The 19,573-nt window shown below is 61.3% G+C and carries 23 protein-coding genes; 9 read left to right on the forward strand and 14 right to left on the reverse strand.

The genetic code is table 11. The features are described from left to right. Nucleotides 1–767: 767 nt before the first annotated feature. The 4 genes from PV760_RS19185 to PV760_RS19200 all read left to right on the forward strand — a co-directional run bounded on the left by PV760_RS19185 (nucleotide 768) and on the right by PV760_RS19200 (nucleotide 3,621). On the forward strand, nucleotides 768–1,439 hold the full coding sequence (locus PV760_RS19185) for a helix-turn-helix domain-containing protein (protein WP_354628464.1): 672 nt from the start codon (nucleotides 768–770) through the stop codon (nucleotides 1,437–1,439). Further along, on the forward strand, nucleotides 1,432–1,740 hold the full coding sequence (locus PV760_RS19190; protein ID WP_064723544.1) for a hypothetical protein: 309 nt from the start codon (nucleotides 1,432–1,434) through the stop codon (nucleotides 1,738–1,740). The genes PV760_RS19185 and PV760_RS19190 overlap by 8 nt, the downstream gene beginning before the upstream one ends. Next, nucleotides 1,737–2,018, forward strand: coding sequence for a hypothetical protein (locus tag PV760_RS19195; protein ID WP_055974205.1), 282 nt, complete (start codon nucleotides 1,737–1,739; stop codon nucleotides 2,016–2,018). Before PV760_RS19190 ends, PV760_RS19195 begins: the two co-directional genes overlap by 4 nt. A gap of 172 nt (nucleotides 2,019–2,190) precedes the next feature. Next, entirely contained in the window at nucleotides 2,191–3,621 is a 1,431-nt protein-coding gene (locus tag PV760_RS19200; protein ID WP_156369792.1) for a hypothetical protein, read from the forward strand. Between the two features lie 228 nt (nucleotides 3,622–3,849). Here PV760_RS19200 and PV760_RS19205 read toward each other — a convergent pair whose 3' ends face one another. The 4 genes from PV760_RS19205 to PV760_RS19220 form a co-directional block, all read right to left on the reverse strand. Beyond that, nucleotides 3,850–4,194 (reverse strand): hypothetical protein, encoded by a 345-nt coding sequence (locus tag PV760_RS19205; protein WP_079582573.1) that lies wholly within the window; start codon nucleotides 4,192–4,194, stop codon nucleotides 3,850–3,852. A 44-nt stretch (nucleotides 4,195–4,238) separates the two neighbouring features. Then, a complete protein-coding gene (locus PV760_RS19210) occupies nucleotides 4,239–4,544 on the reverse strand; it encodes a hypothetical protein (RefSeq protein WP_275778201.1) in 306 nt (101 codons plus the stop codon). A 382-nt stretch (nucleotides 4,545–4,926) separates the two neighbouring features. Then, the gene (locus PV760_RS19215; protein WP_018779902.1) at nucleotides 4,927–5,079 is read right to left on the reverse strand and encodes a hypothetical protein; all 153 of its coding nucleotides are present in this window, start codon (nucleotides 5,077–5,079) and stop codon (nucleotides 4,927–4,929) included. Nucleotides 5,080–5,098: 19 nt separating this feature from the next. Further along, on the reverse strand, nucleotides 5,099–5,821 hold the full coding sequence (locus tag PV760_RS19220; protein WP_144027694.1) for a hypothetical protein: 723 nt from the start codon (nucleotides 5,819–5,821) through the stop codon (nucleotides 5,099–5,101). A gap of 210 nt (nucleotides 5,822–6,031) precedes the next feature. Here PV760_RS19220 and PV760_RS19225 point away from each other — a divergent pair, with 210 nt between their 5' ends. Both PV760_RS19225 and PV760_RS19230 read left to right on the forward strand, forming a co-directional pair. After that, entirely contained in the window at nucleotides 6,032–6,526 is a 495-nt protein-coding gene (locus PV760_RS19225) for a hypothetical protein (RefSeq protein ID WP_354628465.1), read from the forward strand. A 174-nt stretch (nucleotides 6,527–6,700) separates the two neighbouring features. Beyond that, complete coding sequence (locus PV760_RS19230) at nucleotides 6,701–6,937, forward strand: hypothetical protein (protein ID WP_018779905.1); 237 nt, start codon at nucleotides 6,701–6,703, stop codon at nucleotides 6,935–6,937. A gap of 268 nt (nucleotides 6,938–7,205) precedes the next feature. On the opposite strand, the gene PV760_RS19235 is transcribed toward PV760_RS19230, so the two are convergent. The 3 genes from PV760_RS19235 to PV760_RS19245 all read right to left on the reverse strand — a co-directional run bounded on the left by PV760_RS19235 (nucleotide 7,206) and on the right by PV760_RS19245 (nucleotide 9,124). Next, nucleotides 7,206–7,508 (reverse strand): hypothetical protein, encoded by a 303-nt coding sequence (locus tag PV760_RS19235; protein WP_079582576.1) that lies wholly within the window; start codon nucleotides 7,506–7,508, stop codon nucleotides 7,206–7,208. A 129-nt stretch (nucleotides 7,509–7,637) separates the two neighbouring features. Beyond that, nucleotides 7,638–8,132 carry a DUF2306 domain-containing protein gene (locus PV760_RS19240; protein WP_354628466.1) on the reverse strand — a complete coding sequence of 165 codons (495 nt, stop codon included), beginning with the start codon at nucleotides 8,130–8,132 and terminating at the stop codon, nucleotides 7,638–7,640. A 212-nt stretch (nucleotides 8,133–8,344) separates the two neighbouring features. Next, the gene (locus PV760_RS19245; RefSeq protein WP_354628472.1) at nucleotides 8,345–9,124 is read right to left on the reverse strand and encodes a hypothetical protein; all 780 of its coding nucleotides are present in this window, start codon (nucleotides 9,122–9,124) and stop codon (nucleotides 8,345–8,347) included. 35 nt (nucleotides 9,125–9,159) lie between these two features. Between PV760_RS19245 and PV760_RS19250 the strand changes: the two genes are divergently transcribed. Beyond that, nucleotides 9,160–9,363, forward strand: coding sequence for a helix-turn-helix domain-containing protein (locus PV760_RS19250; RefSeq protein WP_039239890.1), 204 nt, complete (start codon nucleotides 9,160–9,162; stop codon nucleotides 9,361–9,363). A gap of 42 nt (nucleotides 9,364–9,405) precedes the next feature. Beyond that, nucleotides 9,406–9,864, forward strand: a complete 459-nt coding sequence (locus PV760_RS19255) for a Clp protease N-terminal domain-containing protein (RefSeq protein WP_354628467.1) — start codon at nucleotides 9,406–9,408, stop codon at nucleotides 9,862–9,864. A gap of 286 nt (nucleotides 9,865–10,150) precedes the next feature. Here PV760_RS19255 and PV760_RS19260 read toward each other — a convergent pair whose 3' ends face one another. The 6 genes from PV760_RS19260 to PV760_RS19285 all read right to left on the reverse strand — a co-directional run bounded on the left by PV760_RS19260 (nucleotide 10,151) and on the right by PV760_RS19285 (nucleotide 16,916). Then, nucleotides 10,151–11,044, reverse strand: coding sequence for a glucose 1-dehydrogenase (locus tag PV760_RS19260; protein WP_354628468.1), 894 nt, complete (start codon nucleotides 11,042–11,044; stop codon nucleotides 10,151–10,153). Nucleotides 11,045–11,153: 109 nt separating this feature from the next. Then, nucleotides 11,154–12,227, reverse strand: a complete 1,074-nt coding sequence (locus tag PV760_RS19265; protein ID WP_179128463.1) for a LacI family DNA-binding transcriptional regulator — start codon at nucleotides 12,225–12,227, stop codon at nucleotides 11,154–11,156. Nucleotides 12,228–12,265: 38 nt separating this feature from the next. Then, entirely contained in the window at nucleotides 12,266–13,171 is a 906-nt protein-coding gene (locus PV760_RS19270; RefSeq protein ID WP_354628469.1) for a carbohydrate ABC transporter permease, read from the reverse strand. Further along, a complete protein-coding gene (locus tag PV760_RS19275) occupies nucleotides 13,168–14,049 on the reverse strand; it encodes a carbohydrate ABC transporter permease (RefSeq protein ID WP_018779914.1) in 882 nt (293 codons plus the stop codon). The genes PV760_RS19270 and PV760_RS19275 overlap by 4 nt, the downstream gene beginning before the upstream one ends. Nucleotides 14,050–14,096: 47 nt before the next feature. Continuing rightward, nucleotides 14,097–15,434, reverse strand: coding sequence for an ABC transporter substrate-binding protein (locus PV760_RS19280; RefSeq protein ID WP_018779915.1), 1,338 nt, complete (start codon nucleotides 15,432–15,434; stop codon nucleotides 14,097–14,099). A gap of 45 nt (nucleotides 15,435–15,479) precedes the next feature. Then, nucleotides 15,480–16,916, reverse strand: a complete 1,437-nt coding sequence (locus PV760_RS19285; protein ID WP_354628470.1) for a glycoside hydrolase family protein — start codon at nucleotides 16,914–16,916, stop codon at nucleotides 15,480–15,482. Between the two features lie 326 nt (nucleotides 16,917–17,242). Between PV760_RS19285 and PV760_RS19290 the strand changes: the two genes are divergently transcribed. Next, nucleotides 17,243–18,802, forward strand: a complete 1,560-nt coding sequence (locus PV760_RS19290; RefSeq protein ID WP_354628471.1) for a glycoside hydrolase family 32 protein — start codon at nucleotides 17,243–17,245, stop codon at nucleotides 18,800–18,802. 31 nt (nucleotides 18,803–18,833) lie between these two features. Here the strand turns inward: PV760_RS19290 and PV760_RS19295 are convergent, their stop codons facing one another. Then, the gene (locus tag PV760_RS19295; protein ID WP_144027695.1) at nucleotides 18,834–19,313 is read right to left on the reverse strand and encodes a hypothetical protein; all 480 of its coding nucleotides are present in this window, start codon (nucleotides 19,311–19,313) and stop codon (nucleotides 18,834–18,836) included. Nucleotides 19,314–19,573 lie beyond the last annotated feature (260 nt).

Genomic DNA, 19,573 nt, shown 5'->3' on the forward strand with positions numbered 1-19,573 from the left:
AGGGCACTACACGTTTACTACACGCTTTCAAGAAGGCAGACGACACCAGCGGGCTCCCCAGCTGCATAGAGGGAACCATGCAGTCAGAGAAGAAGGCCCTGAGGGCGACGACGGACCGAGACAACGTAGGGACGCTCAGGGATACAAATAGGACCGTCGGCAGGTGTCAACCCATTCCGGCGGATACCAGGAACAACACCTGTGCCGGCTGTACTTCCGACGCGTCGAAGCATCAGAGTTGCAGAGGCAGTGTGCGAAGGACGGCCAAGTACCGGACTGATTCTGAGCCTTTGAACGGGACCTCCTGATGGGAAGGTCCAGCCTGCCGATTGGCACTTGGGGAACGATCAGCGCCGCGAAGGACGAGACGACAGGGAAGTGGCGGGCCAGTTGCAGGTTCCGCGGCTGGGACGGGGCCACTCGGACGTACAGCAAGTTCGGTTCGACCAAGGGCAAAGCCACAACCGCGCTGCCAACCCCACTTTGAACGTGCGACGACAGACGCGAGAGACCAGACTTGAAGCTGTCAGCGGTCTCCTGGCCGGCTGGGGTGCAGCTAGTAATAGAGCGTCTCGCCCGTATCGAGGCGCACAACAATGCCCCATGCCTTTGGCCTGCTCTTCCCCATCACAGCCCTTTCATCTGGCCTCAATCTTCGCACTCAGTATCGGGCCCGCAGGATTGGCAGGACGCACACTGCAGTGGCTCCTAGTATTGACACATATCCTTACCTAGGTATGGTTTAGTGTATGCATAACATGAACGGGATGACCGTCGCGGAGGTGGGGGAGAGGCTCGGTATCACCCGCGCGTCCGTTCATGGCCTGCTCGGCTCTGGCCAGTTGACGGCCAGTGGCAGGGCTGGCCGTATGCTGCTCATCGATCGTCAGTCGGTGGAGCGCCTGGCCCTGGCCGGTACCCGTCGCGGCCGCGCCTGGACGGCCAGGATTGCTTGGGCTGCATTGGCGCTGCTCTCTGGCCAGAACCCCACCTGGATCAGCGCTTCGGAGAAGTCCCGGTTGAAGAGGCGACTGCGTGAGCTGGACGCCGACGCCGTTCGTGTTCTTGCCCGGAACAAGGACATAACCCATCGCTATAGGGCGACTTCGGACGGGCTGGCCGCACTTAGCGACCACCTGATCCCGAGTGGCGCCTCGGCCATGCGCGAGGAGTCCATTGCAGGGACCTTCGGGATGGCCGGCGGGAGCGGGACTGCAGAGGGCTATGTCATGATCGGCGACGTATCCGCCCTCGCGGACGCGTTCGGCCTGGTTGAAGATCCAGACGGCAACGCCATCATTCATGAAGTCGATTTGGATGAACCCTTTGCCGACGGCCGGGCGCCGGTGGCAGCGATCGCCGTGGACCTCATGGACTCACTGGCAACCCGCGAACGCAGCGCCGGACAACGCGTCATCAACGAACTGCTCCATGTCTGAACCTGAACTGGACGCAGTCGCCGAAGCGGAAGATGACCGCGAGACCTGGGACGTGCCTGTGCCTCCTGGCGGCTGGGGAACACCATGGCCACAGTGCGTGGAACTGGCCCGTGCCCTGCCGTCCACCCAATGGACGTTGGTCGGTGGGCTCATGGTGCAACTGCACGCTGCGGCCGCCGGTCTTGCCGTCTCCAGGCCAACGGCGGATGTCGACATTGTGCTGCACATCGAGACCGGTGCGGCGACGACGACGAACCGGTACTCATCAGCATCCCGAATGCCCTCGGGGCGTTGGTCTTGAAAGGCGCGGCCTACCGCGAGGACTCCCGCGACAGGGATCGGCACCTCGATGATGCCGTCGTCCTCTGCGCGACCATCAGAACACCGCTGGCCACGGCGGCCCAGATGAAGGGCAGCGATAGGTCACGGGTTCTTTCCCTGCACAAAGAGCTGGCCGATCCGGGGCACCGATCGTGGCAGCTGCTGGACCCGGTCGACCGGACACCGGCGATGGACGCGCTGCGCATACTTGCCGCCAATCACAGCCTGCCGCCAGCCAACCGCCTCAAATCCGGCTGACAACGTCGAGGAGCGGCTGTCTAAAAACAATGGTCATAAAATCCCGGCCATTGTTATTTGACGTAAGAGCAAAGCGCAGGCTGAAACTACGCATGTCAAAGTTGAAGGGCTTGATGTGGCAGCATGCATGCTGTCGGGGCGATCAATCGCCCGTTCAGGAAGGGAACTCATAGTGCCACCGCGTCAAACACCTGCCCAAAAGTTGTCAGCGAAGCTATTGCTGGGCAATGAATGGGCGCCGATCACCACCCGGATGGGTTTCATCAACCTGCCCTTGGACGACAGCGCTCACGAGTGGCGGGTGTGGGCTCAAGGCCGTCCGACGGAAGGCGGGACAGGGGTTGGTGTCACTGAACTGAACGGCACGCTTCCCGAACTTTTCGAGAAACTCCTACCCCTCGACTGGAGCTATCGGTGGCTTCTTCTGGAGACGAGCAACCCGGAATGGACTGCCATCGTGGACAACTCCCGCGGAGGGTCCAACCTTCATGCCGCCCTTCACATGCATTTCCCGGACGCCCGCGGAATCACTACTGTCGAGGTCGAGGACGAACCCCGGAACATCAAACGGTTCGACGATGAACCAGGCCGAGGCCGTTGGGGTTCACGGACCTTCACAGTCCACGACAAGGAAGGGCTGAAGCGGTTCCTGAGCCTCAGCAACTTTGAGCCGTGGAAATTCAACCAGAATGGCGAGCCCTACGATTTCGAGGACACGTCCAAGTACGAGGAACCGAAAACGACGGACCGGTTCACCCACGAGATGCTCGTCGAGTACTGCCGTCAGCTTGGACTGGAGCCGTTCGAGGATGACTTCTACGTCCCGACCGGCCGCGCAGTGATGATCGAATTGCTTGGGGATTCCCGGGAACGGCTCGGATACACCTTGGCAGAAGCCAGAGCAGGCTACGAGGATCTGACCCAACGGGTCTGCCAGGAGCCGGTTGAATGGAAGCAGCTCCACCCGTCCGGCGTCGAATACCCGCCCTATGATGCGACGTTCCCGATGACCGGGTACAAGCGCTTTGCCAAGCCCACCCCTTGGGATGACGCCCGGACCGAATTTGAGCAAAGCCTGCAGCGGTACAGCTCTCATCCGGCGGAGGCATCCCTGAGCGTAGGCCTCGATGAGCATGGGACATTGGCCTACCCGACGTTTGAGATCACCAACCCGCGACTCAGTGTCCTGGTCGCCCCGACACTGCTGGAAGCGCCGGCAGCGGTGCGTGAGTACACGGCGGCGTTCATCAGCGTCCAGTACGAGAAGTTCAACGGTATGTCCGTCTACAAGGCGTTCTATCCGAACAAGAAGCAGATGGCCGTCATCCGGAAGCTCTACAAGGACCAAGGCCTGTACCCGTTCGACCAGCCATCCGATGGCGTCTACTACACACTGGCGCTGGACAAGATGGTCCGCATGACGACAGACCTGAAACTGACATCGGAGCTCGTGGACTGGGAGAACACCATCGCTCAGGCAGGCCCCAAGGAGGTGGCTGCGCCGGACCGGAGAAGCCACTCGAAGGCGTGGGACATCCGGCTGCACATCCAGGAGAACGAGGACGCCATCTGGAACGCCGAACTCGACGACCGCTGCGTGTGAGGTCTGCGCCTGACTACTACTGACCGGTGGCGTGCTCGGCCCAGTAGATGGCTCTGCGGACGGCCTCGGTCCGCTGTTGGGTCGGACAGGATGAGGCTGATTGCGTAGAACGGGATGAAGATCAGGGCCATGAGCGGGCCGAAGATGACCCCTGCTTCCTTGGCAGCGTTCAAGGCCGACAGTTGATGTCGTCAGCCTCAAACTGCTGTGGTGAAGTGAACTAATGTCCTACCGATCGCCGAGCTTCTCCAAGACCTCGGCAGGCGGCTCCGGTGTTGGCCGGTCCGCGGGGATGACGACCCAGACGATGCCGTGCTCGTCCTGTCGGGTGGTGGCCGCAAGTGTGCCTAGGGGTTCGGCAAGATTGATCGCTATGTCCCGCGCGTAGCCTTCGATGGTGCCGTCCGCTGAGGTGGGCGTGAACTCGAACCGGTGGCCCAGGATCGTGGTTGGGTCCATGGAGCGGCGGTGCACTACGCAGGCGGCCGGTCCGTCCTCCCAGATGCCGATGATCTTCACGTCCACGGTCCAGTAGCGGTCGACCGCGTCGTCTATGTGCTGAACCAGGTGCATGGCGGGCCAAGCTTTCTAAACAACTCGCGCCGAGCCGACGTGCCTTAACTATTCGAGACCAGAATGTTGGCGTGTACCTTGGTGAAGCCGGAAGCTTCCAGGTCTTTGGTGTCGTAGCCGTCTGGGACGAGAATGGATGTTTTCTGGTCAGGCCCTGACGCCTTCAGGATCTCTCCACGTCCTGAACCCTTTCCTGCGCAACTGGCGTGCCAGCCGGCGGGGTTTTCAACGGGATAGACAGCGAGGCATGAGGTAAGCCCTTCCTCATCCTGTCCGAGGAAGAATTTCTTACCGTTGGCCTCGGCGACCAAAAGTACTTTGCTCAGGTTTGTGTCGGGCCCGAAATTCACACCGTCGGGAAGGCTGTCGCTCGCTGTGGATTGACGCTCGAGCGCCTTGAAACCGGGTGCCTCGCCGGAACAACCCGCGAGAAACGAACTAACTGCGAGCGTCGTGACTAGGAATGCGAACTTTGGCTTCTTAATGGCGCTGCCCCCTCAGGCTCTTGTGTGTTTGATTCTAGCCACAACGCAGGAAAGCCCCGCCGATGGGGGACCGGCGGGGCTTCCAATTCAAAACTATGCCTGTCTGGTTCCACCACCAATTGGATTCGCTAACAGCATTTCGCTTGAATACGTAGCTGTCATTCGAGCTGAAGCAGACGGCCGGTCTGCGGAGTCAAAGGCGACGGAGGATCTCTCCGTCGCCTTTGACTCCTGCGTATAGGGACCGTCAGTGGGTTCGTTTTGCGTTACCGCGGGCAGCACGGCGTGCGATGCCCTTCGGGATGCCGCGTTTGGCTATGTAGATCAGCACTCCCACGACGATGAGAACGAGTATGACTACTGCGGCAATGATGAGGTGCCAGGCGGCGATTCCACCCATGGTGATCCTCCTTGGATAATTAGGACGAGTAGGTCATGTAGGCTCCGCCGAAGCCAACATTCAGCTGAACCCAGAAGTTGAACGCGAAGGGCGTACCGGCAGGATAGGCGAGGACGGTCAAGCGAGCCGTCGCGGGGGCCCCGGGTGTTTCATACTCTCGAGTTACCGCGAACTCCGTCTGTTCTGCGCTCGATGCTCCGCCGATGATGTAATCGGGGGAGTAGATGCTTCGAATGTAGTCGACATTGTTATCGACAGCAGAGTAGTCGGCGCGGAAGCCCATGTAGACCAGGCCCGCCCAGAAGTCGACCAAGCAATTGTCGTAGTTCTCGGTCGCTCCGACACGGTAGTACCCGCACTCGCTGATACCACGGGTTGTTATTTCGCCCTCTTGAGGCGCGGCCGCTGGCTTTTGAATTGACGTGACGTTAACGGAGCCGTCAGCGAACCGGGAAACAGTTTCTGTCTTGCCCGTCTTCTCGACGGTTTGGGTATCCACCGGCGTGGCCCCATTCAATGAGTCCCAGGTCTCACCACGCTGGTATTTGGCGACCAGTCTCTCCTGAGTTTCCGCCGTTACCTTGTAAAGGGTAAGGAACTCACGAGCCTGTTCCAGGGACTGGTTCACGTCTGAAACGGCCACTTTGGGTGCCGGCGACTGAGCAGCTGTTGCTGCCGGAACAGATGCCATGGTCAAACCAGCAGCAAGAAGAATTGCGGTTCCGAACGCGGATTTTTTCAAGGTATCCCCCAGTAATCTTGACTATTTTTCGGTCCGTTGCCGATCAGTCCAGTGTTAAGAGAGGATCTGAGGATTGCAAGTCAAGTCCCCCACTGCAGTGAAAGGTCCGCTGTGCCGGGTCATAGAGGGTGGGGTTGTGGCTTGGCACCACGAGCCTCGCGGAGCCGCTTCCCAGCGTCTGGAGGGAAGCACACGTCTCATAAGGCAGCGATGATTATCTCAGGTGTTTACGGGCTACGAGCCGCCGAGCAGGTAGTGGAGCCGGTCCCGCCTGCTGACCCCGTGGCGGCGTTGCAAGCCAGCCGGGCAGATGGAGCCCAGCAGCCTTTCCGGACCACACTGTTCCACACCGGCATCAATTCGGGGCCGGTCACCATGACTGTAGACGTCCTAGGTGCCCGTCCCGAGTCTGTTCTGGAAGGGTGGGAGGACGTTCATGAAGTCTCAGCCAATCTTCCTGCAGGGCGGGTGGCCGCCGGCGGACCCATGGAGGAACTGACGGCCTTGGGAGAAATGGGGGAGGACGAATCCGGAGACTACAGAATCCGAGTGTCCGCTGTGGGCCGCGATGCGGCTCCCGACTTGGTCTCTTCGACAGCTGTTGAAGACTATCTGGTGCAGATCTGGCCTGAGGCGGTGTTAGCGCCGCGGGTTCTCTCCGCAACTTCGCAGCAGCGCCAGTACTGGGCGGCCAGGCTGGGCTAAGCGTGTGGTGGCGGAGCTACTTGAGCTCAGCCGCCACTTCGGCTCCCTGAGAAACTCTTGCGGAGAGGGCATGGCGCCTACATCTGGCGGACATGGGCACCCCTGCCCATATACGCCAGAAACCCCCGCTGATAGTTTCGCTCTATCCATACAGGACTATTTGGGGGAGTAACCATGAAACGCAGAATTGCCGCAGCATTGCTCGGATTGGGCATCGCAGGTTCCACACTCGTCGGCGGTGCGATTCCTGCCCAGGCGGCCACGTTGAGGGTGTACACCTATGAGTCACTTTCAACATGCAACCAGGCCGCTGAATACTACGCCCAGCGCGGCACCATCGTCCAGTACTGCACCGTCATCAGCACCGTCAACGGTGTGCCGGTCAAATGGCGTCTGATGTTCAACATGTAGGAGTGTGCTGGCACGTCGCTGCCCGCCACGATGCCTTATTCAAGGACTACAGCAGGCCCACTCCAGGCATGACACGAAACGGGACACGCCGTCTCGTAGGGCGAGGGATTCAATCTGCTCCGGCCGATCGATCATGCAGATCTTGTGGGACTCCTGAGGGGTCGTCTCCCTAAGCCGAGTCACGTCGCCTATTCGCCCCAGCCTACGCAACGCACACGATGGAGCGGGCCCGACGAGAAGAAGAAGCGCTGCATGGACGTCAGCCGGGCTACTGGGGTTTGTACGATCTCAGCTGGCTGATCTTCTGCCGTGTCGCCACGATCAGAGGGCGTGCCGCGACAACCCCTGCCTTCAAAGTGCCAAGAACCTTACTCCAGCTGCTGCGGAACGGCTCCTGGTCCCGCAGGTTTTGCGTCAGTCCCCATGTTGTTCGGGTGAGGTGCACGGCCATCACTACGGTGAACAGGGAAATCGCCAGGCCGGCAGCCGATGCCACTACGATCATCACGCCGGTGATGTGCACTAGGAGGACGGCAGGGATCACTACTGTGGGGGCGTCAAGAAGGTCCATATTCGTTTCTCGTTGGTTGGTCTGGTGGATCGGCTGTTGTGCGGTGTGGCCGTGGCTGGGCGGCGGTGTTACACGTCTTTCAGCGGGCGCACCTTCATATTATTGAAAGTCTCGGGACGCTGTTCGGCGCTACTGCCGGACGCTGGCCCCTGGCGTCGTCTTCTGACGAAGCTGCGTCAGGCCGGCGACAGTCAGCCCGGCGGTGAGAGCCATCGCTGCTACCCAGAGGGTCAAGCCTACGAGGTCGTGAACGGCCATTTGGGGGAGACGTCGGTCCGGTACAGCAACGACGCCGATGAACGCGCCAATGAGTCCGAAGTAACTGCCGGTCATAAATCGTTGGTGAGCGCGGATGTTGCCCTTACGGACGGACCACAAGCCCAGGGTCAAGGTGCAGAAAGTCAGCACAGAAAGTGCGTGAAGCCAGTTGAACCCGCCGTCGATGGTCCGGATCCCGAATGAGGTGAGGACAACGACGTACATGGTCGCCGCCCAGACGCGGCCCAGGATCTTGTGTGCTGCGGTGCCTTTGTTGCGCTTGAGCAGGTTTACGGCGCCGAAGATCAGGGCGTAGCCCGCAGCGATGGCGTGCAGGGCGATCAGGAAAGTCCACGGCGAAGGCATACGGCCAGCCTAGCGAGTCGGACGGGCAGTGACGGACTGCGGCAACATGGGCGCAATGATCGGAATCGCTGCCCTGTTCCGGCTCGAACGTCCGTGGTCTCTGGCGGCGATCACAATCGTGGCCGCTATATTGGTCAACTGGATTCTCCGGAGGCACACGGTAGTGGCAGCTACTCACTGCAAATCCTTGCCTGCGTAGCCTTCAAGCGTTTTTATGGCGTGTACTCGCCCGGCCAGAACTCCTTGGCACCTGCAGCAGCAGCCTTGAGCTGTCCGCCGTCGAGAATTAGAGAGCTTTCCTCGATGCCGAGCGCGGGCCATTGCGTGACCAGCCGAAGGTCGCCTTCCTTGGGAAGAGGCCACAGCCAGAGTGATCCCGAGCCGGCAAGTTCGTCGTCACCGCCGCTGCCTCCACCGCCGTTGAAGGAGAGGACGGGAGCTGTGGGCTGCTGTGACGGGTCCATGTACCGGCCACCTCCGTGGGCTCCGGTGAAAGCGCGGGAACCGTCAGGGAGTTCTACGCCGAACAGCAGAAGCACGTCCAGCAGATTTTGTTCGGGCTTCGGGCGGAACCCGTGCTGGAAGAACACGCCATTGAGGGCTTCCCATTCCTCGTCTGTCTCGTCGGCCCGGCGGATGATCCAGGTCAGATCGAAATTGCATCCGGTGGAGAACACTTCAACGCCCTTGACGGCGATCACCCTGGTGGGGCTGAAGTACAGGAACTGACCGATGTGGACCAGCGCGGGGAGCTCGTAGCGGGGTGTCCCGGACCATGGCGGGGGAACGAAGCGGCCTTGGCGCCCACGTTTGGGCTGGGTTGGAATGGGGAAATCCTGGAAGAAGGCCATGGGGTCCTTTGCTCGCTGGTTTCGACCGACCAGCGGAACGACCGATTGCGCGCGTCGTTGTGGATCCCCCAATCCGTCCTTCACGACGAGTCTAGCCGTGTAGGTCGGGATGCCGCGAAGAAGCTCCTTGTCAGTCTGCATTGACACAATGACTCGTGTCAGTCTAGCCTGACAGCATGGAAGCTGATGAACTCTCCGAGCAGATCCACTCCACCAACCCCGCCGTCGGATTGCGGGCCGTGGGTGCCCTTCACCGCCTGGCCGAGCAAGTGGAAGCCGTCCATGTCCGGGCGGCACGCGAGCAAGGCTGGACGTGGGAGCAGATAGGTGACGCTTTGGGTGTTTCCCGGCAATCGGTGCATGCCAAATACAGGGAATGACCAGTTACGGAGAATGACCAAGTACAGGGAATGAGTTGAGCAATGTTTGAGCAATTTACCCATGACACCCGCCGGATCGTCGGGTTTGCCATGGAAGAAGCACGCAGTCTGGGCGACAAGCGAATGGGAACTGAGCACCTGCTCCTGGGGGCACTCCACGAACGCGGCCCCGCTGATGTCCTGGGCGTCTCCCTGGACGATGCGCGGAAGGCGGCGGCCAGGCTTGACGCCGCTGCGCTGGACGCCATCGGCTTCAAAAGCAAGGGACTTGTACGGGCACCCATGCCAACCCGCGGAAGGAAGCCGCCTTTCAGCTCCGGAGCCAAGGAGGTCATGGCGAGCATGGTGAAATCTGCTGTGGATCAAAAATCCCGGAAGATCACCGCATCGAGCCTTTTACTCTCCCTGTTGGATCGGGAGGAGCATGACCCCGTGTCCGCCCTGTTCGAGGAGCTCAAGGTAAACCGTGAAGCTGTTCGAGAACGGCTGCTCTCCCAATAGTCCCGAAGAGAGTCCAAGTAGCGGGAGGCTCCAACGGGAGCAAAAAACGAGTACATATTACTCGTGTCCCCGCGGGTGGGAGCGACTTGACTGAATCCAGCGGATCCAAGCAACGGCCCATGACCCCCCTCGTCGGCCGGTGCTGCCCATCGGATCCGCGGCGCAGGGCCGGACGCATCTCCCAGAAGTGCTGTCCGGCCCTGACGCGAGGGCTGCGCGGCTGGGACGACGACGGCGACGCCCCAGCGTGTGGAGGCGTCGCCGTCGTGATGGTGCCAAGTGGCGCCTATGGCGTGGGGCTGCCCCCGTTGACGTTGAGGGTCTCGCCCACTACGTAGCTGGATTCCGCCGACGCCAGGAAGACATAAGCCGGAGCCAGTTCGGCCGGCTGCCCGGCGCGGCCCAGGGGAGTGGACTGGCCGAACTCGGGGAGCTCTTCCTTGGGTTGACCGCTGCTGACCTGCAGGGGAGTCCAGATGGGTCCGGGTGCAACAGCGTTGACGCGGATGCCCTTCGGTGCGAGCTGTTGCGCGAGTCCCTTGGTGAAGTTGTTGATGCTCGCCTTGGTCGTGGCGTAGTCCACCAGGGTGGGCGACGGGTTGTATGCCTGGATGGACGTGGTGTTGATGATCGTCGAGCCCGCCGGCAGGTGCGGGAGCGCCGCTTTTGTCAGCCAGAACATTGCATACACATTGGTTTTCTGTGTGTGGTCGAATTGCTCGTCCGTGATGTCGGCCAGGTTTTCCTGGGCAACCTGCTTTCCGGCGTTGTTGACCAGGATGTCCACGCCGCCCAAAACCGCGACGGCGGTGCCCACCAGTTCCTGGCAGGTCGCCGGGTCCTTGAGGTCGCCGGGGACTTTCACGGCCTTACGGCCTGCTGCCTCGACAAGTGCCGCAATCCGCGCGGCGTCCTCTTCTTCTTCGGGCAAGTAGGACAGTGCGACGTCGGCCCCCTCACGTGCGAAGGCGATGGCGGTGGCTGCGCCGATCCCTGAGTCGGCGCCGGTGATGATCGCCTTGCGCCCCTCAAGCCGTCCGGTGCCGCGGTAGCTTTCCTCGCCGAGATCCGCCTTGGGCGTGAGTTCGGCGTCGAGGCCGGGCTCGGGCTGGTGCTGCTTCGGCGGGGAGATCTGCTCGTAGGCGGTGACCGGGTTGCGGAAGGTGTACTGGTCAGTCATGGTGGTCCTCCGGTTTCTTAGGCGTGGAACACGAAAGCTAAGTAAGCTTATGATTTCCAGCCTAGACACGTGAAGGCGTCCCTGCCAAACCGGGGAACCACCTCCCATATCAAGCTGCTGTGTGCACCGCCACGGAAGCCCGTTCAACGGCGGGGCACGCGATTTTCACGGGGCCGTCGCCAGCGGCCTGATCCAGGCCGAGCAACATGCGGACGCCGGCCGCCCCGAGTTCGTAGTGCGGCAGGGAAACGGTGGACAACGGCGGGCGGAGGTGCGCGGCAATGACCTCTTGGTTATCGAAGCCCACAACGGCCATGTCCTCAGGAATGGCGAGCCCGTGTTCCCGCAGGCCATCGTAGAGGCCCATGGCCATGCGGTCGTTGTAGCAGTAGACGGCGGAAACGTTGAGCTTGAGCAGCTCCTCCGTCGCGCCGTAGCCACCTTCCTGGTCCGGGTACGCCTCCATCACCAGTTCCGGATCGAAAGCAATTCCCTCCGCTTCCAACGCCTCCCGGTAGCCCTCGAGCCGGCCGTCCTTGGCCGGAGCGGGAGTGGTGGTGTTGATGAAGGCGATACGACGATGCCCCCCGCGCAGCAGGATTTCCGTGGCCGATTTCCCGCCCTGGGCTTCATCGGGCACTACGGCGCGGGATGCCGGCGAATCCGGCGAAAAACAGTTGACCAGCACGAAGTCGGACTCACGAAGGGTTTCCGGAACTTCCGTGGCCCGGTGGAACCAGGTTGAGTACAGGATGCCGCGGACCTTGTACTCCAGCATCATGGCGATCGCGTCCTTTTCCAGGTCCACGTTTCCTTCGGTGTTGGCGATTAGCAGGGCGTAACCGTGCTTCCAGGCTTCGTCCTGCGCGCCGTGGATGATCTGCCCCGCGAACGGGGTGGTTGCCACGCCGTCCGCTACGAGTCCGATGAACTTGGAAGTTCCGCTGACCAGATTCTTCGCCATCGCATTGGGCCGGTAGCCCAGGAGCTGGATGGCTTCCAGAACGCGCTGCCGTGTGTCGTCAGCGATGCGGGCGTTCTTCTTCTTGTTGATGACCAACGAGACAGTTGCCGTTGAAACACCGGCTGCTTCAGCAACTTCGCGGAGGGTTACCGGATGGGCGCGGTCGGTGGTGATTGGAACATCGGCCGCGCTGCCTGAATTTTTCTCCTGCGAAATCATCTGTCCTCCATCAGGAGTATATCCATCCGCTGTGGTGGTCATCCCTTGCTCGCCCCGCTCTCCAGGCCCTGGATCATGGCCTTGTTCAACACCAGGAAGACCAGCAGCAGCGGTGTGATGGTCACGCAGACAGCAGCAAACGTTGCTGTCCAGTCCACCTTGCCCATGGCGCCGATGTAGTTCTGCAGACCGAGGGGAATGGTCTTGAGGTCCTCGGAGAGGACAAAGGTGTTGGCGAAAATGAAGTCGTTCCAAATGAAGATGCTGTTTACCAGGACCACGGTCACCACGGTGTTCAGCGACAACGGCAGGGTAATCAGGCCGAAGATCCGGTACGGCCCGGCGCCGTCCAGGGAAGCCGCTTCATAGGTTTCCCGGGGAATGTACTCAAAGAAGGACGAGAACAGGTAGATGGACATGGGCAGCGCAAAGCCGGCCAGGGGAATGATCATCGACTGGTAGGTGTCCAGCAGATTCACGGTGGAGTAGTCGATGAACAGGGGGACCAGGGCGATCTGGACGGGAACGATGATGCCCACCAGGAACAACCCCCGCACGAACCGGCTCAATCGGAAGCCAAGGACCTGGATGGCGTACGCGGCCATCATGCCGAACAGGACGATGAGAAAGTTGGCGCCCATGGTCACTATGAAACTGTTGAGGATGTTCCGGCCGAGGTCACCCGTCTCAAAAGCCCGGGCGTAGTTGTCCCAGGTCAGTGCGCTCGGCAGGGCGAACGGGTCTCCGGTGGCGAAGTCCTGTTCCGTGCGGAGGCTTGTCAGGAACAGCCAGGCCAACGGATACACCTGGACGATCACGATCAGCATGATCAGGACCCGCGAAAGCGTCCGGTACAGGCTCGGCTTGCGGCGACGCCGTTTGGGTGCCGGCGCGGACGGCGGAGCTGCCGGTGACTTGGTGGCCGGGGCTGTCTGGGCGATCATGAGTCTGCCTTCCGCTTGAGCATGAAAAGGATGAGGCCGACGGCGACGAGGCACTCGATCACGATGAAGACGGAGATGGTGCTTGCGTAACCAAAGTCCGTACTGGTGAACGCTGTCTTGTACATGTAGGTGGTGAGCAGCTCGGAGGATTGTCCGGGGCCGCCGTTGGTCATGAGATAGGGGATGTCGAAGCCGCGCAGGCCGTAGGTGGTGGCCATGATGGTGGTAGTGATCCAGACAGGGCGGATGTACGGAAAACGGATCTTGGTGAAGAGCGTCCATTTGGAGGCGCCATCCAGGACGGCGGCCTCTTCAAGTTCCTTGGGAACGGCGATCAGTGCGGCGTAGATGATGAGCATGTAGAGCCCGGTGAATCGCCATCCCTCCGGGGCCGAAACTGCGGCAAGCACGGTATTCACATCGGAGAGCCAGGCGCGTTCAAAGGAACCGAGTCCCACCCAGTGCAGGAGCTGGTTGAGCAGGCCGACGGGATCGATTGAGTAGATGCGCACGAACAGGAAGGCGATCGCCACAGTGGAGATGACCGCGGGCAGCAGGTACAGGGTCTTGATGAGCTCCCGGCCCCGGCGCAGCGAGGTCAACAGGCTTGCGACAACCAGGGCGCCGCCAAGTTGCAGGACCAGGCAGATGGCCAGGTAGAGGAGCGCGTTGAAGAAGGAGCGCCAGAAAACATCATCGGCGGTGAGCATCCGGACGTAGTTCTGGAGCCCGACGAACTCCATGTCGCTGATGCCGTTCCAGGAAAAGAAGCTGAGAAACAGGGATTGCAGGATGGGGAACAGCACGGCTGCGCAGTACAGCAGCAGTGGAGGGAGCAGGAAGACCAGGACGGACGTCCTTGACCGGTTGGGAAGCATGGCGGGGCCTTTCGGGCGGGGGGCCTTGCGACCCCCCGCTGCTACGTTTACTTGAAGAACTTGGGCGCGTTCTGCTTGATGGCGTCGTTCATCGTGCTGGTGAACTGTTCGGGCGTGATGTTGCCTTGGACCAGCAGGACCAGCTCTTGCTGGAGCCTGCCGTTGGTGGTTGGGTCCAACTGCGTATCCCACGGCATGGCCTGCTTGTCACCAAGATCGTTGGCCGTCTCCAGCGCTTTCTTGTAGAGCGGGGTGGCGTTGGCCGGGATTGCCGTCTGAACATTGGTGGTGGGGGACAGTGCGCCGGTGGCCGCGTACTCGGACGGGTACTTCTCCAGGGCGAACTTCAGGAAGTCGCTGACCAACGGATCGTAGGTCTTCGAGTTCACGGCCATGCCGATGCCGGACGGTGAGACGAACTCGTTGGCCGCGGTCACGGACCCCTCAGTGGTGGGAAGGGTGAAGAAATCTATGTTGTCCCGGACTGCCGGGTTGAGCTTGTCCGTGGCAAGGCTAGGCAGCTCCCACGTTCCGATGTTGTACATGGCCGCCTGGCCGGACGTGAACTGGTTCTGCGCGTCCGAGTATCCCTGCGAAGAGAACCCGTCCTGGAAGCAATTGGCCTTGCCGAGATCAGCCATCCACTTGACTGTCTTCTGGCCCGGGGCGTCGGAGAATGAGGACTCGCCCTTCTTCAGTTTCTGCACGAAGTCAGGACCGGCTTCGCGGAAGGGCTGGTAGGCAACGTAGCGTTCCAGCGGCCACTGGTCCTGCCCGTCAATGGCGATCGGGGTGATCCCGGCCTTCCTCAAAGCCGTGCACATGGCCGGGATGTCATCGAGGGACTTGGGGATGGAAACGCCGGCCTTCTCCAGGAGGGCTTTGTTGTACCACATGAATTCCAGCTCGAATTGGAACGGAATCATGTAGAGCGAACCGTCGTCGAAACGCTGGTAGTCCAAGGCGCCCGGACGGTAGTCGTCGTAGAGGTTCAAGGATTTCAACAGCTTGTCGGCGTCCACCATCTTGCCTTGCTTCGCCAGTTGCTGGGCGAACGGGGTGGCGTCGGTGTCAAAAAGTTCAGGAAGCTTGTTCGCTGCAGCCAGGGTCTCAAGCTTCTGGATGTAGGACGGCCGGTCCGGTGTGGTGATGAGGTTCAGCGCGAAGCCGGGGTGGTCCTTGGCGTAGTCATCGGCGAGCTTCTTCATGATGTTGATGACTGCGCCGTCGGCGGGCCTGGAGAGCAGCCACGAGATTTCGCGGGGTTTGATCTCGCCGGTGGGGCTGACGTTGGCAGGGTCGGCGGTGCTTCCTCCGCCGCCGCAGGCTGTCAATGCCAGTGCGGCTGCGGCTGCGACGGCGGCAACGCGGAGTAGTTTTTTCATTGCGGCAATCTCCCTTGATTGGAACAGAGGTTGGGGTGGGGGGTATTAGTTTTCGGTGCGTTGACGGATTTCGAGTTCGGTGACGCTGACGGAACCTTCACCGGCGAAAACGCCGATCCGTCCCGCCGTCAGGTCGTAGATCCGGGCGCTGAGCGCAACTTGGCGGTCGACGACGGCGACGCAAGTGTCGCCGTCGACAATCACCTCAAGGCTGTGCTCGCCCGGGGTGAGGTCGCAGGGGCGTTCCAGTTCGATATCGAAGGGGACGTCCCCGGAAACGTGCCACTGGGCGTCGCCGGTGATGGCGCGGGGCCATCGGTCAACGACCAGGCGGCCGCGCTTGGGTTCCAGGCGCAGGATGTAGGACTGGTCGCCGTCGTGGCTTGCCCGCAGGAGCAGGCCGCATTCGGTGGTGTCGGGCCCTATGTCCAGCACGGCCTTGGCGTAGAACTGCGAGGGGAGCTCCTCCCGGGATACCAGGGCTGCGTAGCTGTCCGGCACGTCCAAAGCTGCCGGCAGCTCGTCCGCCAGCGATACGTGCACGTCTTCCCAAAAGCTCTCCACCAGTTCATCCGCGAAGGAGAACCCGAGGGTGCCATCCGGATTCTGTCGGGCCTCCAGGACGGACATGGTGCCGGCCCATTCCCAAGGGCCGTGGTCCTTGTTGCCTTCCTTGCTGGCGATCCATCCGAAGAAGAAGCGGCGTCCGTCGCGTTCGGCTGTTTTGGACGCATAGAAGGCCCGGCCATCGATGCTGTCCAGGTTCGGTACGGTCCATGGGCCGTCAGGGCTCTTGGCCATCCGGTACCGCGTGGTGAACGATTCCGAGAATTCTGAGTAGACCATGTACCACCAGTCGCCCCACTGGAAAACGTCCGGGCATTCGTGAGTGATGTAGCGGCGGGGATCCCAGAAAGGCTCGGTGTGCTCCCAGGTCATCAGGTCCGTGGATACGCACTGGGCGATGACACCGCGACGCCGCTCGGGTCCTTCTGAATGCCGAGCCGCGAGCAGCATCCGCCACTGGCCTTTGGCTTCATCCCGAAAAACGAAGGGATCCCGCCAGTCCCCGGATTCGTACCCGTCGGGAGCTCCGAAGGTGAGCTCCGGGTGCTTGGTCCAGCTCTGCATGCCGTCGGTACTGGTGGCGTGCATGACCAGTTGGAGCGGTGCGCCGTCGGGGCCCAGGTTGCGGGGGTTCTGGCCGGTGTAGAACAGGTGGTGGACTCCGGCGTCATCGACGACGACGCTGCCCGTGTAGGCGTTGAAGTCCAGTTCCGCTTCGGTTCCGTGCGGGAGGGCAACGCCGTGGTCCTCGAACTGGGTGAGGTCCTTGGTGGTGATGAGGTTCCATGAAGTGCCCGGTTTGGGCTGTGACCGGACTTCATGGAGGTAGTAGAGCCAAAACTCCCCGTCTTTCTCGAAAGGGATGAGGTCGCCGACCCAGCCGTCGGCGGGTTGGAAGAAGACTGAGCGTTTCATCTGCGCTGATGTCCATTCTGCTAAAGCGTTTGATCACACTGAAGGTAGCGCAGGTCACACACATTGATCAAGCGTTTTAGCAAAGTTAATTTGCTCAAAAATATTCTTCGCTAAAACGCTTGACCACCGAAACCCCCAGCCACTAACGTCCTTGCTACCGGAGGCACACCTGTGTCCCTCGACGCCGAGCAGACACCTTTGGTCACGCCCACCGGACGAAGTAATCCAGTTCCTTTGATGGCGCACTTTGGCGTGCCCGGATGCGCAGCCGTATCCGCACACCCACCGCGTTCTCAACCAAAGAATGTTTGAGAGGAAACCGCTTCATGACGCCCCAATTTCCACGACGAACCCTTCTCCAAGGCACCGGAGCCGGCGCTTTGGCCCTGCTGATGGGTGGTGCCGTGTCCGGCTCCGCCCAGGCTGCTGCCTCGCAGCGGGCGGTCTATCACATGACACCGCCGTCCGGATGGTTGTGTGATCCGCAGAGGCCGGTGTACACGAACGGCGGCTACCAGCTGTACTACCTGCACTCCAGCATCAACAACGGCCAAGGCGGTTGGGATCACGCCACCACAACTGACGCGGTGTCCTTCAGCCACCACGGCGTAGTCCTGCCGCTCCAGCCGAACTTCCCCGTCTGGTCCGGGTCGGGAGTGGTGGACACGGCCAACACCGCAGGCTTTGGCGCGGGAGCCGTCGTCGTGCTGGCTACCAAGCCGACCGACGGCATCCGCAAGTACCAGGAGCAGTACCTGTACTGGTCCACCGACGGCGGCTACAACTTCACGGCCCTGCCGGATCCGGTGATCGTGAACACTGACGGCCGGGCTGCCACCACACCCGCCGAGATCGACAACGCTGAGTGGTTCCGCGATCCCAAGATCCATTGGGATGCGACACGCAGCGAATGGGTGTGCGTCATCGGCCGGGCCCGCTATGCGGCCTTCTACACCTCCGCGAACCTGCGTGATTGGCAATGGACCTCCAACTTCGACTACCCGAACCACGCCCTCGGCGGGATCGAGTGCCCGGACCTGTTTGAAATGACTGCAGGCGATGGCACCCGGCATTGGATCTTCGCCGCGAGCATGGATGCCTACAGCGTGGGCTTGCCCATGACCTATGCGTACTGGACTGGCAGCTGGAACGGCTCGGCCTTCATTGCCGATGACCTGACGCCGCAGTGGTTGGACTGGGGCTGGGATTGGTACGCCGGGGTGACTTGGCCGGCCGTGGAAGCGCCGGAGACCAAGCGTCTTGCCGTTGCATGGATGAACAACTGGAAATACGCCGCCCGGGACGTCCCCACCGACGCATCCGATGGGTACAACGGGCAAAACTCGATTGTCCGGGAGCTGAGGCTGGAAAGGCAGTCAGGAGGCTGGTACAGCCTGCTGAGTTCCCCGGTCGCTGCCTTGCAGGGCTACGTCAGCGCCACCACCGCCCTCGCGGACCGCGTCGTCAATGGCAGCGCCGTCCTGCCATGGACCGGCCGTGCCTATGAACTGGAGCTCAGTATCTCCTGGGACGCAGCAGCCAACGTCGGGGTGTCAGTGGGCCGTTCGGCCGATGGAACGCGGCACACGAACATCGGAAAGTACGGCGATGAGTTGTACGTGGACAGGAGTCCCTCCGAGCTGGCCGGCTATTCGCTGGCACCGTACACCCGTGCTGCCGCACCCATTGATGCCAACGCCCGCTCCGTCCACCTGCGCATCTTTGTCGATAAACAAAGCGTGGAGGTCTTTGTGAATTCCGGACACACCGTTGTTTCGCAGCAAGTTCACTTCGCGGACGGGGACACCGGGATTTCCCTCTATGCCGATGGTGGCCCTGCCAACTTCACGGGGATAACCATCCGTGAGTTCGGCAACCCCATCTAGAAGCTCTTCGTGGCGTCGCGGATTCCGCGGCTCAGGGGCAGTTCAGCGTGCCGGTCAGCGGCTGGCCTGCCCAGCTGTTGGTGGAGTTGGGCACCTTGTAATAACCGCGGATCTGGTAAGTCCACGTTCCGCTGAGGTTTCCCACGCTCTGGATTCCCGAACTGTAGGAACGGCCGGACGACTTGCTCAGATCTCCAGTGAACTGGACGACGCCGTCGGGATCGATGACTTTGAGCTCGTAGTAGTTCGCATAGGTTACGGCGGTGTAGCTTCCTACACTGATCTTGGCCTGGCCGAACCACAAGAAGGAATCACAGCTCTTGGTTACGGAGACGGTATTGGCCGCCGGTGCCGGGATCCGCGCTGCCGCCACGGCCATGCCGGCGCTTTCGGTGTCGTGGAACTGTGCATGGGCCGGAGACAACGAAAAGCCCATCAGCATCAGCAGGACGGCCAGGAAGATGGCCGGTCCGCGCCAGAGGATGAACTTGATCCGCATGCTCGTCGTCACTTCCGTTTCTGATGGTGTGGATTGGCCTTGATCCAACTCTCCCAAGGGATCCTCAGGAAAAGATCCTTCGGACCCTCAAGGTCTACTCAAGACTCAGCGAAAGCCTGGATTTGACCGGCACAGTAATGGCCGGGAACCGGCCTGAAGGGCAAGACGGGCCGGTTCCCGGGGTTTGGGGTGGTTTATTTGGTGGTTTCGGTGCGTTGGGTGCCGGTGAAGGCGAAGGCGATGGTGGAGGTGGCGCCTTGGAAGGTGTTGTC

The organism is Paenarthrobacter sp. CC6 (assembly GCF_040560085.1).
Lineage (GTDB): Bacteria > Actinomycetota > Actinomycetes > Actinomycetales > Micrococcaceae > Arthrobacter > Arthrobacter nicotinovorans.

What these genes read in the sequence shown, in the direction of transcription:
- PV760_RS19240 (WP_354628466.1), bottom strand. Translation starts at nt 8,132, where the DNA reads ATGCCTTCGCCGTGGACTTTCCTGATCGCCCTGCACGCCATCGCTGCG.
- PV760_RS19275 (WP_018779914.1), bottom strand. Translation starts at nt 14,049, where the DNA reads ATGCTTCCCAACCGGTCAAGGACGTCCGTCCTGGTCTTCCTGCTCCCT.
- PV760_RS19235 (WP_079582576.1), bottom strand. Translation starts at nt 7,508, where the DNA reads ATGGACCTTCTTGACGCCCCCACAGTAGTGATCCCTGCCGTCCTCCTA.
- PV760_RS19270 (WP_354628469.1), bottom strand. Translation starts at nt 13,171, where the DNA reads ATGATCGCCCAGACAGCCCCGGCCACCAAGTCACCGGCAGCTCCGCCG.
- PV760_RS19265 (WP_179128463.1), bottom strand. Translation starts at nt 12,227, where the DNA reads ATGATTTCGCAGGAGAAAAATTCAGGCAGCGCGGCCGATGTTCCAATC.
- PV760_RS19260 (WP_354628468.1), bottom strand. Translation starts at nt 11,044, where the DNA reads ATGACTGACCAGTACACCTTCCGCAACCCGGTCACCGCCTACGAGCAG.
- PV760_RS19215 (WP_018779902.1), bottom strand. Translation starts at nt 5,079, where the DNA reads ATGGGTGGAATCGCCGCCTGGCACCTCATCATTGCCGCAGTAGTCATA.
- PV760_RS19285 (WP_354628470.1), bottom strand. Translation starts at nt 16,916, where the DNA reads ATGAAACGCTCAGTCTTCTTCCAACCCGCCGACGGCTGGGTCGGCGAC.
- PV760_RS19230 (WP_018779905.1), top strand. Translation starts at nt 6,701, where the DNA reads ATGAAACGCAGAATTGCCGCAGCATTGCTCGGATTGGGCATCGCAGGT.
- PV760_RS19255 (WP_354628467.1), top strand. Translation starts at nt 9,406, where the DNA reads ATGTTTGAGCAATTTACCCATGACACCCGCCGGATCGTCGGGTTTGCC.
- PV760_RS19245 (WP_354628472.1), bottom strand. Translation starts at nt 9,124, where the DNA reads ATGCAGACTGACAAGGAGCTTCTTCGCGGCATCCCGACCTACACGGCT.
- PV760_RS19190 (WP_064723544.1), top strand. Translation starts at nt 1,432, where the DNA reads ATGTCTGAACCTGAACTGGACGCAGTCGCCGAAGCGGAAGATGACCGC.
- PV760_RS19185 (WP_354628464.1), top strand. Translation starts at nt 768, where the DNA reads ATGACCGTCGCGGAGGTGGGGGAGAGGCTCGGTATCACCCGCGCGTCC.
- PV760_RS19205 (WP_079582573.1), bottom strand. Translation starts at nt 4,194, where the DNA reads ATGCACCTGGTTCAGCACATAGACGACGCGGTCGACCGCTACTGGACC.
- PV760_RS19280 (WP_018779915.1), bottom strand. Translation starts at nt 15,434, where the DNA reads ATGAAAAAACTACTCCGCGTTGCCGCCGTCGCAGCCGCAGCCGCACTG.
- PV760_RS19250 (WP_039239890.1), top strand. Translation starts at nt 9,160, where the DNA reads ATGGAAGCTGATGAACTCTCCGAGCAGATCCACTCCACCAACCCCGCC.
- PV760_RS19290 (WP_354628471.1), top strand. Translation starts at nt 17,243, where the DNA reads ATGACGCCCCAATTTCCACGACGAACCCTTCTCCAAGGCACCGGAGCC.
- PV760_RS19225 (WP_354628465.1), top strand. Translation starts at nt 6,032, where the DNA reads ATGATTATCTCAGGTGTTTACGGGCTACGAGCCGCCGAGCAGGTAGTG.